This is a genomic window from Ruegeria sp. YTSA168 (genome assembly GCF_059610045.1).
This window is the reverse complement of the sequence record NZ_JBXWMW010000001.1, coordinates 188,741-202,331: the sequence shown is the minus strand read 5'-3', so window position 1 is coordinate 202,331 and position 13,591 is coordinate 188,741. Positions and strand designations below refer to the sequence as shown.

12 protein-coding genes are annotated in these 13,591 nt (G+C 58.2%); 5 read left to right on the top strand and 7 right to left on the bottom strand.

What is annotated here, in order from left to right:
- Positions 1–61: 61 nt before the first annotated feature.
- Positions 62–2,671 (top strand): TRAP transporter permease, encoded by a 2,610-nt coding sequence (locus AC2FFE_RS01020; RefSeq protein WP_496845619.1) that lies wholly within the window; start codon positions 62–64, stop codon positions 2,669–2,671.
- Complete coding sequence (locus tag AC2FFE_RS01015) at positions 2,668–3,099, top strand: universal stress protein (protein ID WP_496818494.1); 432 nt, start codon at positions 2,668–2,670, stop codon at positions 3,097–3,099. The genes AC2FFE_RS01020 and AC2FFE_RS01015 overlap by 4 nt, the downstream gene beginning before the upstream one ends.
- Here AC2FFE_RS01015 and AC2FFE_RS01010 read toward each other — a convergent pair whose 3' ends face one another.
- Genes AC2FFE_RS01010 through AC2FFE_RS01000 form a run of 3 tightly spaced genes read right to left on the bottom strand, consistent with a single transcriptional unit; the run spans position 3,100 to position 7,188 of the window.
- Positions 3,100–4,140 (bottom strand): lipocalin-like domain-containing protein, encoded by a 1,041-nt coding sequence (locus AC2FFE_RS01010; RefSeq protein WP_496845618.1) that lies wholly within the window; start codon positions 4,138–4,140, stop codon positions 3,100–3,102.
- Positions 4,130–6,544 carry an FtsX-like permease family protein gene (locus AC2FFE_RS01005; RefSeq protein ID WP_496845617.1) on the bottom strand — a complete coding sequence of 805 codons (2,415 nt, stop codon included), beginning with the start codon at positions 6,542–6,544 and terminating at the stop codon, positions 4,130–4,132. Before AC2FFE_RS01005 ends, AC2FFE_RS01010 begins: the two co-directional genes overlap by 11 nt.
- A complete protein-coding gene (locus AC2FFE_RS01000; RefSeq protein ID WP_496845616.1) occupies positions 6,541–7,188 on the bottom strand; it encodes an ABC transporter ATP-binding protein in 648 nt (215 codons plus the stop codon). Before AC2FFE_RS01000 ends, AC2FFE_RS01005 begins: the two co-directional genes overlap by 4 nt.
- 174 nt (positions 7,189–7,362) lie before the next feature.
- Between AC2FFE_RS01000 and AC2FFE_RS00995 the strand changes: the two genes are divergently transcribed.
- The gene (locus tag AC2FFE_RS00995; protein WP_496845615.1) at positions 7,363–7,818 is read left to right on the top strand and encodes an ion channel; all 456 of its coding nucleotides are present in this window, start codon (positions 7,363–7,365) and stop codon (positions 7,816–7,818) included.
- Here AC2FFE_RS00995 and cls read toward each other — a convergent pair.
- Together cls and AC2FFE_RS00985 are read right to left on the bottom strand one after the other, a co-directional pair.
- Positions 7,808–9,220: a cardiolipin synthase gene (cls, locus tag AC2FFE_RS00990; RefSeq protein WP_496845614.1), complete on the bottom strand. Its 1,413-nt coding sequence runs from the start codon at positions 9,218–9,220 to the stop codon at positions 7,808–7,810. The two genes, AC2FFE_RS00995 and cls, sit on opposite strands and share 11 nt — an antisense overlap.
- Positions 9,221–9,291: 71 nt before the next feature.
- Complete coding sequence (locus AC2FFE_RS00985; protein ID WP_496845613.1) at positions 9,292–10,362, bottom strand: AI-2E family transporter; 1,071 nt, start codon at positions 10,360–10,362, stop codon at positions 9,292–9,294.
- A gap of 145 nt (positions 10,363–10,507) precedes the next feature.
- Between AC2FFE_RS00985 and AC2FFE_RS00980 the strand changes: the two genes are divergently transcribed.
- Together AC2FFE_RS00980 and AC2FFE_RS00975 are read left to right on the top strand one after the other, a co-directional pair.
- A complete protein-coding gene (locus tag AC2FFE_RS00980) occupies positions 10,508–11,374 on the top strand; it encodes a YihY/virulence factor BrkB family protein (protein WP_496818486.1) in 867 nt (288 codons plus the stop codon).
- Positions 11,375–11,482: 108 nt separating this feature from the next.
- Positions 11,483–11,671, top strand: coding sequence for a hypothetical protein (locus AC2FFE_RS00975; RefSeq protein WP_496818485.1), 189 nt, complete (start codon positions 11,483–11,485; stop codon positions 11,669–11,671).
- A 2-nt stretch (positions 11,672–11,673) separates the two neighbouring features.
- Here AC2FFE_RS00975 and AC2FFE_RS00970 read toward each other — a convergent pair whose 3' ends face one another.
- Both AC2FFE_RS00970 and AC2FFE_RS00965 read right to left on the bottom strand, forming a co-directional pair.
- The gene (locus AC2FFE_RS00970) at positions 11,674–12,390 is read right to left on the bottom strand and encodes an RlmE family RNA methyltransferase (RefSeq protein ID WP_496845612.1); all 717 of its coding nucleotides are present in this window, start codon (positions 12,388–12,390) and stop codon (positions 11,674–11,676) included.
- A complete protein-coding gene (locus AC2FFE_RS00965; protein WP_496818483.1) occupies positions 12,390–13,502 on the bottom strand; it encodes a Ppx/GppA phosphatase family protein in 1,113 nt (370 codons plus the stop codon). Before AC2FFE_RS00965 ends, AC2FFE_RS00970 begins: the two co-directional genes overlap by 1 nt.
- Positions 13,503–13,591: the final 89 nt, after the last annotated feature.

The window sequence follows — 13,591 nt, the reverse complement described above, 5'->3', positions numbered from 1 at the left end:
AAACCCGCACAAAGCGGGTGATTCAGAAGGCCAAAAATGGTCGCGACGGGGAGACATTTGCATGAGTTCCGACACACAACCCAATCGTCCGCTATCCGAAGAAGAACTTCAGGATCTTGTGGCGTCATCCGATGCGGGCGGACGTAATCCGGTCGGCAATGTGGGGATTTTCCTGGCCATTGTTGCGGCGATCTGGTCGATCTTTCAGGTCGTTTTGGCCTCGCCCATAGCGAACTATGTGCTGCCAGGCAGCATTGTGAACAACTCACGGCAGTTTCATCTGGCCTTTGCGATGTTTCTGGCCTTTGCGGCCTATCCGGCGCTGAAATCCAGTCCGCGCGACTATATCCCGATACAGGATTGGATCATGGGCATGTTGGGGGCGTTTGTCGCGCTGTATGGCTACTTTTTCTATGAGAAGATCGTCAATGCAGGCGGTCTTGCAGATGATACGGACAAATGGGTTGCCCTGGGCGGTCTGCTACTGCTGTTTGAGGCTGCGCGCCGCGCGCTTGGCCCGGCAATGGCAATCATTGCAACGATTTTCCTTGCTTATGTTTTCTTTGGATCTTCCGAATGGGTGCCCGAAGTCATCCGCTGGAAAGGCGCCAGCCTGAAAAAGGCGATGAGCCATATGTGGATCACCTCGGAAGGCGTATTTGGTATCGCACTTGGCGTTTCCACAAAATTCGTCTTCTTGTTCGTGCTGTTCGGGGCCTTGCTGGATAAGGCCGGGGCAGGGAACTACTTTATCAAGATGGCCTTTGGTGCCCTTGGCCACCTGCGCGGTGGCCCTGCCAAGGCGGCTGTTGTGGGGTCTGCGGCGACCGGCCTGATCTCGGGCTCGTCCATCGCCAATGTTGTTACCACGGGTACCTTCACCATCCCGCTCATGAAACGCGTGGGCTTTAGCAGTGAACAGGCAGGCTCGGTCGAGGTTGCAAGTTCTGTGAATGGCCAGATCATGCCGCCCGTCATGGGCGCTGCGGCCTTCTTGATGGTGGAGTATGTGGGTATTTCCTACGTCGAGGTGATTACCCATGCCTTCCTGCCAGCTGCGATCTCCTACATCGCGCTGGTCTATATTGTGCACCTTGAAGCCGTTAAGCGGAACATGCCGACGCTGGGCGACCGCGATGTGCATCTGGCGCGCACGGTGGTGGGCATGCTGTCCTTCTTCCTCGTCTTTGCCGGTCTCTGCTATGGCTCGCAATTCCCGGTCGACGCGGTCACTACGTTGGTGCCATCAGCTGCTGGGATTGTGCTGAGCCTGATTATCGTCGCGGTGTATATCGCTCTGCTTTATCTGGCGGCACAGGTTCCGGATCTGGAGCCCGATGATCCAAACGCGAAAGAAGTCACCTTGCCGGTGATCGCTGATATCTACAAAGCTGGCCTGCATTACCTGCTGCCGATCATCGTTTTGGTCTACTTCCTGATGATCGAACAGAAATCACCGGGTCTGTCGGCCTTCTGGGCAACGGCGCTGTTGTTCGTGATCCTGCTGACGCAAAAGCCGCTCAAGGCGATCTTCCGTGGCGAAAGCGATGTCTATAACCGCTTCATCGACGGTGTTGCCGATCTATGGCAGGGCCTGATCGACGGCGCGCGCAACATGATCGGTATCGCTTTGGCCACGGCCACGGCAGGTGTGATCGTGGGCACCGTAACGCTGACCGGTGTTGGACAGGTGATGGCCGATCTGGTCGAGTTCCTGTCGGGCGGCAACCTGATCCTGATGCTGATCATGGTCGGTATCCTTAGCCTGATCCTGGGGATGGGTCTGCCAACCACGGCGAACTATATCGTCGTCAGCTCGCTGATGGCCGGTGTGGTTGTCGAACTGGGTGCCCAAAGCGGGTTGATTGTGCCGTTGATCGCGGTGCACCTATTCGTGTTCTACTTTGGGATCATGGCAGACGTGACACCGCCTGTTGGTTTGGCCAGCTTCGCGGCTGCCGCTGTATCGGGCGGTGATGCGATCAAGACCGGTTTCACCGCGTTCTTCTACAGCTTGCGGACCGTAGCGCTGCCTTTTGTGTTTATCTTCAACACTGATCTGCTGTTGATCGATGTCACCTGGGTCGAAGGGATAACCGTCGCCATATTTGCAACCATCGCTATCCTGGTCTTCACGGCTGGCACGATGGGCTACTTCCTGACCCACAGCCGCATCTATGAAAGCATCGCGCTGATCTTCGTCGCTTTTGCGCTGTTTAGACCCGACTATTTCATGGATCGCATCTCGCCTCCGTTCCAGTCGGTCGAGCCTGCTGCGTTTGAAGAAACGATAGGTCAGACGGCACCGGGGTCCGAGGTGCGACTGGTCATATCCGGCCCGGATTTCGACACGCTCGAAATGGCCGATACCACCGTTGTTGTCACCGTCGGTGATGAAGAGGGCGGCGCGGCAAGGGTTGAAGCGATGGGGCTGATCCTGATCCCCGAAGATGGGCTGATCAAGCTTGAGGAACCGCTGTTTGGCACGCCTGTCGCCGATGATCTGGATATCTTCGACTATTACGGGGACGAAGCGGTGCGCCTGACCTCGGTCAGCTTGCCATCCAGCCAGCCTCCGAAACAACTGGTCTATATCCCGGCGATGATCCTGCTGGCTCTGATCGCCTTCCTGCAACGCGGCCGTGCCGCCAGACAAGAGGTGCCCGCATGACCAAATCAGTTCTTTGCGCCGTCGATATCAGCAATGGTGATCTGGACAGCCCGGTCCTGAAACAGGCCGCCAGGCTGGCGGATCTGGATGGGGCGCAGCTGGATGTCGTGACCGTTCTTCCGGATTTTGGCGAAAGCTGGGTGTCGGGGTTTTTCGAGGCCGACTTCCACGATAAGGCGCTGGCCGAGGCGCATGACAAGCTGGCGAACCTTTGTGTCTCTGCGCTTGGAGCGGAACGCAACGCCGTGATGCGCCACGTGGTGGCCACTGGCACGGCCTATCAGGAAATCCTGAAAACAGCTGAGGGCGCCGGATCCGACCTGATCGTGATCGGGGCACATAAGCCTGATTTTAAGGATTATCTGCTGGGCCCCAATGCGGCGCGCGTTGTACGTCACGCTACGGCTTCGGTCTACGTGGTGCGCTGATCAGTACCCGGTCATTTCCAGATAGCCGCGCCCGGCGTGGCTGCCTGAGACAGTGACCGGGCCTTCCCAGTATTCAAATCGCGTGGCCATCCAGGCATCAGGGATCAGGGCCGAGACCTTGACGTTAAGCCCCCGGTCCGGCAGGTCCACCTGCCAGCGTATCGGTACATCTCGTCCCGCGACCTCTGCGGTTTCTAACTGGGTGAATGCGGCGGAACCGTTCGGCAATGCCTCGGTGCTGCCATCTGCATTGATCCAAGTGGCGGCAGTGAAATCCCCGCGATCCCCGCGCAACCGGAAGGCCATCAGCTTGTCGCCATCATCAAAGCTGAGCGAGAACCAATCCCATCCGCTTTGATCTTCGGCCAGAGGTTGCGAGGACCATTCACGGTCCAGCCAAGCCGAACCGGTGACGGTGACATCGCGCTGTGGCAGGTGCAAAGTACCTTCAACTGTATAGAAGGGTTGAGAATAGTAGTAGCTGGCCTGTCCATCGGCGGATTTGACTGAATAGCCATCTTCGCCGTGAAACACCAATGGGCCTTGGGCGTTTAGCGACAGGGTGTACCCAAAATCCTCTCCGTTTGCGGTCAGGGATAGCGTATCGAAATCGGGCCCGCTTATGCGCCATTCGTCGATCCAAGCGGCAAAGGGTTTTGCTATGACCCCCGCCTGACCGATACCGCCGCGCGACAGGCGTTCGGCAAAGTAGTGCCGTTCAGGCGTCGTGACAGCGGCGTGGCCCATCCAGATCTGTGGGCTTTGCCAACCCTCGACCTCAAAGGGCTTGAGAGCCGAGCGAAACAAGGTCCACTGGATGCCATAGTCGCGCCCGTCATCCCCCTTGAGATTGGCGGTCAGATACCACCATTCGATCCGGTAGCTGGGATGGGGCCCGTGATCTTGCGGAAACTCGAACGGGACGCCACGCTGCGGCACATCAAACCCGTCTGCCGATCCGCCCAGACCCGCATAACCTTGGGCTAGTGCGGATGTCGGAAGCCAGACCAGCAGAAAAAGAAAAAACGCTCTAACGTTCATTGGCAAACACTCTCAGCAGGCTGGCTGGGGGCAGGCGCAGCAGTCGCAACGCGGGCAGGGCCGCCGCCACAAAAGCAGCCAGTAGCGTCAGAAGGAACAGATACAGCCAGTCCCACGGGAACAGGAACATCGGAAGTCGCCATCCAAAGGCCTGTACATTGATAACAGCAAGCAAAACCCAGGCCAGAACCAGCCCCAAGGGCAAAGCCAGACAGGCAGTCAATGCGGCCAGCAGGGCACTGCGCAATAGCTCGAACCTAGCCAGTTGCGCACGATTCAGACCCAAGGCCCAGACCGGCGCGATTCGGGGCAGGCGCTGCGTCCAAAGGGTAAGCAGGCTGGTCAGTATTGCAAATCCGGCAACCCCAAGGGTCAGGATATTCAGGGCTGAGGTCACGACAAATGTCTTCTCGAAAATCGCCCGCGATTGTGCCTTCATCGCCGCCTGTTGAACCACGCTGCGCGGGGGCATATCGAACTGAGTGCGCAGGGATTGCGCCATCTCGGTCGCGTGATCTGGGTCCATGCGAATGCCGAAACGTCTTGCATCAGCCCCCGGCGCGATCTGATCCAGACGGGACATCGACACGATCGCCTGACCGGTTGGATTGCCATAGTCGGAATAGACGCCTGCAATGGGCAGAGAGGCAGTCGACGACAGCGCCAGAACATCTCCGGGCCAAAGATCCGCGCGCCGGGCTAGCTGTTCGTTAATGAGGATTGCCTGTCCTGACATCACCCGATCCCAATCGCCATCTGATCGTGCGATCAATGGCCAGTGATCCCGGTAGACCGGGTCGTCGACCACGCCATACAGGAACAGCGGGCCGGTTTCGTGTGTAAGTTCTGCACTGCGGATGGGCAGAATTGCGTCCACCTGAGGGGTCAGCCACGCGATGATGTCCGCCGCTTGCTGATCATCTGCGGCGGTCACATACAGCTCCGAGGTCAGGCGTTGATCCAGCCAGCCGACAAAGGTCAGCCGAAAGCTGGACACCATCGTGCCGACACCGATATTGGCCGCAAGCGCTAGCAACAAGGCCATCAGTGCCAAGGAAAGCCCAGGTAATTGCGCCCGCATATCCGCCCAGATCCATTGAGATACGGGCCCGCGTGCTTTCATAGCAAAGATCGTCAGGGCTAGCGAAAGGAACCAGGGCAAAACCAGTGCTGCACCGGTCAACAGCCCAGCGAGCAGTGCAAAGCCCCCGAGCAGACCACCGATGCCGAAATAGAGGGCGGTTCCGCAGGCGATCAGGAACACTCCGACCATCCCGATCAGGTCGTGTGATCGCCCGCTGCCGCGCCAAGCCTGAGCGCCGGGTCCTTCGAGCAGTGGCATACGAGACAGACGCCAAAGCGCATGACCGCTGGCCCCCAAGGTGCCGACCAGTGCCATGGCCATACCCGCCAGCGCCCAGCTCGGTTGCAGGCTCAACTGCCCGGTGACAGGGGCGCCATAAAGCCCACGCAGGGTTGCGGCGACATCCGGCAGCAACGCGCCTGCGAGAAAGAAACCCAGGATCAGGCCCAAAGCTCCGCCGATACAGGCCAGTACCGCCAATTCAGCCAGAACCATCCAAACCAGCCGCCGCATCGAAACGCCCAAGGCACGCAAGGTTCGGATCATGCCGCGCCGCTGGGCAAAGGCCAATCCGACCGTGCCGTTCACAATGAACAACCCGACAGCAAATGACAGTAAGCCGAAGGCAGTGAGGTTCAGGTGAAAACTATCGGTCAGCTGGGCCGTATCGACCTGCGAGGCCGGGCTGATCTGCTGTAGTTCAGGCGCGACCTGCGACAGGGGCGGGCGTCCGCGTGGCTGGTTTGGCAAAACCACAAGACGGGAAATCATACCGCGTTGGTCCAGAAGGGCTTCGGCCGCGCCGATATCGGTTAGAATCACATCGGAAGGCAGCGATGTGCTGAGGATGATCGGTGGCAGTCCTGCGACGGAAGACAACAGCGGCACGAGGTCTGGATGAACCAGCAATCTGCCCGGAGCCGTCAAGATGTCGGCCGGATTTGGGGAAGCGGTACTTTGCTCGGTTTCCGTCACGGCGGGCAGGGCAGGGTAAGCCACCATATCGACACCCATCACACGCAAGGTGCGACCTTCCACGCGATAAGGACCTTCCAGAACGGCAGCCACCTGCCAACCTGCCCGGCGCAGTTCAGCGTATCGGGACAAAGGGATGGGTCCGCTTGGATCGCGCAACTCATCAAACTGCCCCAAGGCCAGTTGCGCATTGGCACGCGCATAGCTTGCGCGGGCCTCGGCGTTGATGGCCTGCACGGCAGACCACAGACCGGTTGCCAAGGCAATGCCGATCAGCAGCGTTGCCAGTTGCAGCCAATGCGCGCGCCAGTGTGATAGCAGCGCCTGTATGACGGCCCTGGTCATTCGATGCGGCCACCGGCCAGATGCACGCGCTGGTCGAGCCGCGCGGCAATGTCTTGTGAATGGGTCACCAATAGCAAAGCGGCGCCGGTATCAGCAACCAGTGCCAGCATCAGGTCCAAGACATTGGCACTGGCAGTTTCGTCCAGGTTGCCCGTAGGCTCATCGGCCAGCAGCAGTTTGGGCCGCGCGGCCATGGCGCGGCCAATGGCAACGCGCTGTTGCTGCCCACCGGACAGGTTCTCGGGGAAGCGTTCCAGCAGATCGGACAACCCGAGCCGATCAGCCAGTTGAGTGCTCCACTCGGTGTCATGGCACCCCGCCAGCCGGGCGTGAAAGGACAGATTTTGCGAAACAGTGAGCGATGGGATCAGGTTAAACTGTTGAAACACCAGAGAGACCTGAGTGCGGCGCAAGGCGGCACGGCCTGCATCATCCAGCGTTGAAAGGGCCACGCCATCAAGTGTGATCTCACCGGCATCGAAGCTATCCAAAGCGGCGGCTAGGTTCAGCAAGGTGGATTTGCCGCTGCCACTTTCACCGGTCAGGGCCAGTGTCTGCCCCTGATCCAGGGTCAGCGACACATCACGCAGGACAGGCCGCCCACCAGGATAGGATTTCTGCACCTTGTCTATCGTCAACAGCATGATCTGCCCCGCTTTTTCATGCAGGATGTGCAACGGAATTCACCCATGTCCAGTGCCGAACGCTCTCCGATGCGTTTCGCCGCAGGTATATTGAGGGCGCGCCGGTCTTGTACCTTTCCGCCGCAGAGGCCATTCTAATACTCACGGGATCATCGCGGAACAGGGTGGAAAATCATGAGCTTGCTGCACCAGATTGTTTGGGGCAGTGCCTTTCTTGGGCTCTGCTTTGTGGTCGAGATCTTTTTCCTGACCTGGTGCACGATTTTCGTGATGAGGATGGAAATGAAATGGTCCAAATACGGGCTGTTTCTGGCCACTGCCGCCCCGATTGCCGTGGCGCTGGCGTTTATCGTTTTAACACACACAATTCAGGTGTGGATATGGGCGATCGTTTGGGTTTTGCTTGAGGTGCTGCCGGATTGGAATACGGCGTTGTATTTCTCATTGGTGACGTTCACCACGCTGGGTTATGGCGATATCGTTCTGGGTGAGGCGTTACGGATTTTTGGATCTTTTGCGTCGGTTACCGGGCTTTTGGCCTTTGGTCTTTCGACCGCCTATATGGTTGCCCTAATGACCCGTGTGTTTCAGGAACGGCTCTTTTCCTTAGGCCAATCCCCTAGAGAATAGGTGCAAACAAACGGGCCAGGGGCGCACCAAACCGAATATAGGCCGGTTGTTGGCTCAGTGACCGCGTCAACTCGTAACTCTTGTCGAAATCAGCCAGCAGCATCCGTTCCACTGCCCGCGCGGCTTCGGTGTTGAAAAACAACGCCATTGCTTCAAAATTCAGCCGGAATGATCGGTTGTCCAGATTGGTTGTGCCCACTGCGGCCAGCGTGTCATCGACCACAAACACCTTCTGGTGCATGAAGCCATCCGTATAGCGAAACACCCGCGCGCCGCAGTTTCGAACCTCATCAAAATAAGCAAAGGCGGCCAGCCAGGGCAGGCGGTGATCGATCACCTCGGGCACAAGGATACGCACATCCACACCGCGCATGGCCGCATGTTGCAACGCTGTCATAACGTCGATATCGGGCACGAAATAGGGCGAGGCAATCCAGAACCGCTCTTTTGCTTCGGCGATGGCCGAAAAGAACATCATAGCGCCGGTTTCGGTGTCGTCGCCGGGCCCGGTGGCGACCAGAAGCGCGTTCATATCTTGATCAGATTCGCTGCCAGCCCAATCCAGATCGTCGATCAGGTCCTCGCCACGGGCCCAGTGCCAATCCTCGGTAAAGATCAGCTGCAGTTGTCGGACAATATGGCCGGTAATTTTCACATGTGTGTCGCGCCAGTGGCCGAACTTTTCGCCCTGACCTAGATATTCGACGCCAACATTGTGCCCGCCGATAAAGCCGGTCTCTCCGTCGATCACCACGGTTTTTCGATGGTTGCGGTAGTTCAACTGAAAGCGAAAGTTCGGGCCGCGTTGTTCCTTCGGGTTGGCGACATCAATGCCTGCGTTCTGCATGGTTTCCAGAAACTCGGACGGCAAGCCATAGCTGCCCACCGCGTCGGTCATGAACCGCACGTGCACACCCCGATCCGAGGCCGCGATGAGCCGTTTCTGAAGCTTCAGCCCCAATTCATCGGCACGCACAATGTAGAACTGGATCAGGATGTAGTTCTTTGCCGCATCAATGGCTTCGAAAATCGCATCGAATGTAGCATCGCCATCAATCAGCAGCTCGGCCCCATTGCCGCGCGAAACGGGCAGGTGGGCCAGGAATTCGAACGGCCGGGGATTGATCGACATTTTCTCAGGATCTGGCTTGGAGTGATCGGCGAATGTCTTGATGCCTTCGACCACGCGCTCGCTTTCCTGTCGGGCAATGCGGTAGCCGCGAAAACGGTGGCGGCCCAGAAACAGATACATCGGTACGGCAAAGAACGGGGCAGCGATCAGAAAGACCACCCAGCCAACCGCGCCCTGTGGTGTTCGGGCCGTCTGCGCCGCCCTGAGCGAGAAGATGGCGGCCGTGACATAAAGTGCAAAGACGGCGGCAGATACCAACACTGTCCACATTTTGTTTTCAGGGCTCCGTCTGTTTGCTTTGCGCTAGAGTCGATAGACGAACGACGCTGCGTTCTTGTTCTTCATTTGGAATCGTCCCCTAATCGCCCATCCAAAGACATCAAAATCGCGACTGGACGCAGCGCAGGGATATGGCTGAAAACGATCAGGATGCAGACCGTCAGGGGCACGCTCAGGAAGGCGCCGATCAAACCCCAGACTGTGGTCCAGAAAGTCAGCGCCAGTATGACCAGGAAGGTGGACATGTTCAGCGACCGGCCCAGCATCGCAGGGTCCAGGAAGTTGCCGATCAGGAACTGGATTGTGCCACAGCCCAGGACCACTACCAGAAACGGGCCGATGCTTTCGAACTGCACCAGAGCGATCATGGCCGGGAACACCACGGCAATGATTGACCCGATTGAGGGGATGAAATTCAGCGCGAAGGTCAGAACCGCCCATGTCTCGGCATATTCCAGGCCAAGCATGCGGAAGATGCTATAGCTGATGCCTGCTGTGATAAGACTGATCAGGGTTTTGACGCCGACATACCGCTGTAGGCTGAACGAGATTGCATCCAGCATCACCGACAGCTCTTTCCCGGTTTCGGGGCTTCCTGCGGCCAGCTGGATCTTTTTGCGAAAGGCCAGGCGTTCGACCATCAGGAACGAGACATAAAGGCTGATCAGAAAGAACTGGTTCAGCAGCGATGTGGCGCTGCCCAGCAACAGCCGCGCCAGATAGGACATGTCGATGCTGACAAGGTTGTCACGGATAAATGTTGTCACATCGCTGCCCACCAGCCCGGCGATACGGTTGATGGCGCTGTCGAACTGGGCCTCATACGTGGTGATACCACGGGCAAATTGGGTGGCCTGGCTGCCAAGAATATACATGATGGTGAACAGGCCTGCCAAAACAACGGTCACTCCGGCCAGGTTTGCCAGCCAAACCGGCGAGTGTGTAAGGGCGATGACGCGATCGCTGAGCGCGATGATCAGAACATTGACCAGCAGGGCAAGCGTCAACGGGATCAGAAAGGCCGCTCCTGCATAAAGCCCAAGAACAACCAAAGCGGCAACGATGCAGCTGTCACGTACCACAGACAGGCTGAGGCGGCGGCGTATCACTGGGGCGTTTGGATCGGATGTCATAAAGAACCTGACTTGGGGCAGGGTACGGGCCTGCCTTGATCCTGCACAGCCCGATACGTTTATGCAATGCTGTCAGCTATTTAATAATTTGGAATTCGCGATGCGGCGGGTTCTACCTTGGCTTGTGGCGGGCTAGGGTCGACCCATGTCTGTTGCTTCGAATCTGTTCTCAACCCATCCGATCAAGGCGCTGTTTCTGGCGGTGCGGCGGTTCAACGATAAGAACGGCTTTGTCATGAGCAGCCACGTTGCCATGTCGATGATGATGGCGCTGTTTCCCTTTGTGCTGTTCACCGTCGCGCTGGCGGGAGCACTCTCGCAAGGTTATGTGACGGATGAACTGGTCGATTTGATCTTTGGCGCATGGCCACAGGACGTGGCCGGACCTATCGTGGCCGAGCTGCGGGCGGTGCTGGATGGGTCCGGGTCCGGGGTAATTACGCTGGGCGGTTTGCTGGCCGTTTACTTTGCCTCAAACGGGGTCGCGGCGGTGCGGACAGCAATGAACCACGCCTATCACGACCATGACAGCTGGCCCTTCTGGAAAACACGTCTGCTGTGTATCGCTTTGGTTATTCTGGGCGGCGCGTCCGTCCTGATCGTGGCAGCAGTTGAGGTTGTTCTGCCCGTCTACACAGCGCTTGTTTCCGAACGCACAGATGTGGATGTCGCAACCTGGTTGTCGGCGGATCGCCTGCGCTGGACCTTTGCGGTGGCGGTGCCGGTTGTGACCATTCTGATGGCGCACCTTGTTCTGCCCACGCGGCGTCATAGTCTGATGCAGATCCTGCCGGGCGTGGTTCTGACACTTGTGCTGTTGGGGACCGGGGGATGGGGGTTTTCGATCTATATCGGTCAATTCGCCAGCTACAGCGCCACTTATGCGGGTTTGGCTGGGGCTATGGCGGCGCTGATCTTCCTGTACCTGTGCGCTGCGATTGTGATCATGGGGGCCGAATACAACAGCGCTCTGATTGATCTATCGAAAGACGATCCCGGCGCGCAGGTCTAAGCTCAGTTGGATCGGCACGCGCTCGCCCGTATTGGGCCATGATCCCGGCAAATTTCACCTTTAGACAGCCTTAGGGGCATCAGCCTCAGGTTTGTTTGCAGGTGGCACATGTCAGAAACGATGCAGAAACAGCCCTGTGCAGGGGCAGTTAAAGGGTCATTGGAGCAGCGTATCGCGCAGTTGCGGGATCGTAGACCAGTGTATCTGAACGATTCACAGGTTGTTGAGATGCAGAGCCTTGCAACCGCGTCTTTCCAGGAGCACCCGCTTGCAGTGCAGATCGCGACCGAAGATTAACTTCAGCCGCGAAACCCTGTTGCTACCACGAATTTTTCTGAGCTGTCTGATCGGGATGCGGGCGGTTTGACGTTGGCAACCTTATCGAATTTCTGCTTCAGAAGTTTCTGCAGGTCGCCCTCGGCCCCTCCGGCCAAAACTTTGGCAACGAACGTGCCGCCTTCCTCAAGAACGTCGAAAGCGAAGTAGGCGGCGGCCTCGCACAATGCCATGATCCGCAGGTGGTCGGTTTGCTTGTGACCCGAGGAGGCGGCTGCCATGTCTGACATCACCACATCCGCCTTGCCACCCAGCCAGTCTTTGACCTGTTGGTCGGCGTCGTCTTCCATGAAATCCAGCACATGGGCCGTTGCGCCAGCCACTGGCTCAACCTCTTGCAGATCGACGCCCAGAACCGTTCCGATCCGCTTGCCGCTTTTTTCGCCCAGTGCATTCACCCGCTTGACCGCAACTTGCAGCCAGCCACCGGGGGCGCAACCCAGATCCACGACGCGCGCACCGGGTACGAGGAATCGGAATTTCTCGTCCAATTCCAATATCTTGAACGCCGCACGCCCGCGATACCCTTCGGCATTTGCGCGTTTTACATAGGGATCATTCAACTGTCGTTCCAACCAGCGAGTCGAGCTGAGCTTTCGCCCGCGCGCGGTCTTTACCTTGACCTTCAGGTCGCGTTGCCCACGGCCTGAGGTGTTCTTTTCACTCGGTGTCTTCGCCATCAGAACGGTCCGTCTTCCAATACACCGTCCGCGCTCATTTGTGCATACAGCAGACCTTCGCGCAGCCCCCGGTCCGCTACAGACAAGCGGTCGGTGGGCCAGCAACGCAAAAGGGCCTGCAAAATGGCCGAGCCGGACATGATCAGGGCTTGCCGGTCATCCCCAATCCGGGGGTCGCGGCGGCGCCCATGAGGGCCGAGTTCTAAATACCCGCGGATGACTTTGTCAATCTGATCGCTGGTCATGCGCAGACCGTCCACTTTGGTTCGGTCATAGCGCTTGAGACCCAGATGCGAGGCGGCAACGGTCGTTACTGTTCCGCTGGTGCCGACGATCTGGAACCCCTCGCGGGTCTGTTCGTCCTTGTAAGGGGCGAAATCGGCCAGGTTTTCTTCAAAAAACCAGCTCATCAGGGCAAAACGGGCCGAGTCGTCTTCGACGTCGTGGAACTGATCGCGCAAAGTGGCAACTCCCAGCGGAACACTGATCCAGTCGACAACTTTGGCCGCCGGGAAGGGGCTGTCAGCGGTGTGAAACCCGTTGTGCAAGCGCATGATCGCAGCCGGGCGGTCGCGTCGTGGGAGGGAGGAAATATCGATCCACACCAACTCGGTCGAACCGCCGCCGATATCAACGACCAGTAACTGTTCGGTCTTGGTGGACACCAAGGGCGCACATGAGATGACGGCCAGGCGTGCCTCTTCTTCGGGCTGGATGATCTCCAACGTCAAACCGGTTTCACGTTTCACCTGTCGGATGAAGTCGCGCGCGTTCTTGGCGCGGCGGCACGCTTCGGTGGCGACCAGACGCATCCGTTTGACCTTATTGCGTTTCAGCTTTTGCTGGCAAATGCGCAGAGCCTGAACGGTACGCGACATCGAGGCCCGGGACAGACGCCCCGTGCGTTCCAGACCCGCGCCCAACTGCACGGATTTGGAGAAACTGTCGACCACATGGAACCCGCTGCCCTTGGGCTGGGCTATCAACATGCGGCAGCTATTTGTCCCCAGATCCAACGCCGCATAGAGTGCATCTGGATCGGGTCTTGCCGGCGCGGGGCTTTCGACCGCCTTCGGGAACGCGCCCGCACCTTTGGGACGCTTGGGCGCCATTCGTCACGCCCTCCGATTTTCGAGTTAGTTTGACCCTAGGCGGGGGATCGCCGACGCGCAAGTGATTTCAATTTTGAATTTAACGTGAC

Bases quoted from the DNA above. Each gene is read 5' to 3' on its own strand.
- AC2FFE_RS01020 (WP_496845619.1), top strand. From the start codon at position 62: ATGAGTTCCGACACACAACCCAATCGTCCGCTATCCGAAGAAGAACTT.
- AC2FFE_RS01015 (WP_496818494.1), top strand. From the start codon at position 2,668: ATGACCAAATCAGTTCTTTGCGCCGTCGATATCAGCAATGGTGATCTG.
- AC2FFE_RS01010 (WP_496845618.1), bottom strand. From the start codon at position 4,140: ATGAACGTTAGAGCGTTTTTTCTTTTTCTGCTGGTCTGGCTTCCGACA.
- AC2FFE_RS01005 (WP_496845617.1), bottom strand. From the start codon at position 6,544: ATGACCAGGGCCGTCATACAGGCGCTGCTATCACACTGGCGCGCGCAT.
- AC2FFE_RS01000 (WP_496845616.1), bottom strand. From the start codon at position 7,188: ATGCTGTTGACGATAGACAAGGTGCAGAAATCCTATCCTGGTGGGCGG.
- AC2FFE_RS00995 (WP_496845615.1), top strand. From the start codon at position 7,363: ATGAGCTTGCTGCACCAGATTGTTTGGGGCAGTGCCTTTCTTGGGCTC.
- cls (WP_496845614.1), bottom strand. From the start codon at position 9,220: ATGTGGACAGTGTTGGTATCTGCCGCCGTCTTTGCACTTTATGTCACG.
- AC2FFE_RS00985 (WP_496845613.1), bottom strand. From the start codon at position 10,362: ATGACATCCGATCCAAACGCCCCAGTGATACGCCGCCGCCTCAGCCTG.
- AC2FFE_RS00980 (WP_496818486.1), top strand. From the start codon at position 10,508: ATGTCTGTTGCTTCGAATCTGTTCTCAACCCATCCGATCAAGGCGCTG.
- AC2FFE_RS00975 (WP_496818485.1), top strand. From the start codon at position 11,483: ATGTCAGAAACGATGCAGAAACAGCCCTGTGCAGGGGCAGTTAAAGGG.
- AC2FFE_RS00970 (WP_496845612.1), bottom strand. From the start codon at position 12,390: ATGGCGAAGACACCGAGTGAAAAGAACACCTCAGGCCGTGGGCAACGC.
- AC2FFE_RS00965 (WP_496818483.1), bottom strand. From the start codon at position 13,502: ATGGCGCCCAAGCGTCCCAAAGGTGCGGGCGCGTTCCCGAAGGCGGTC.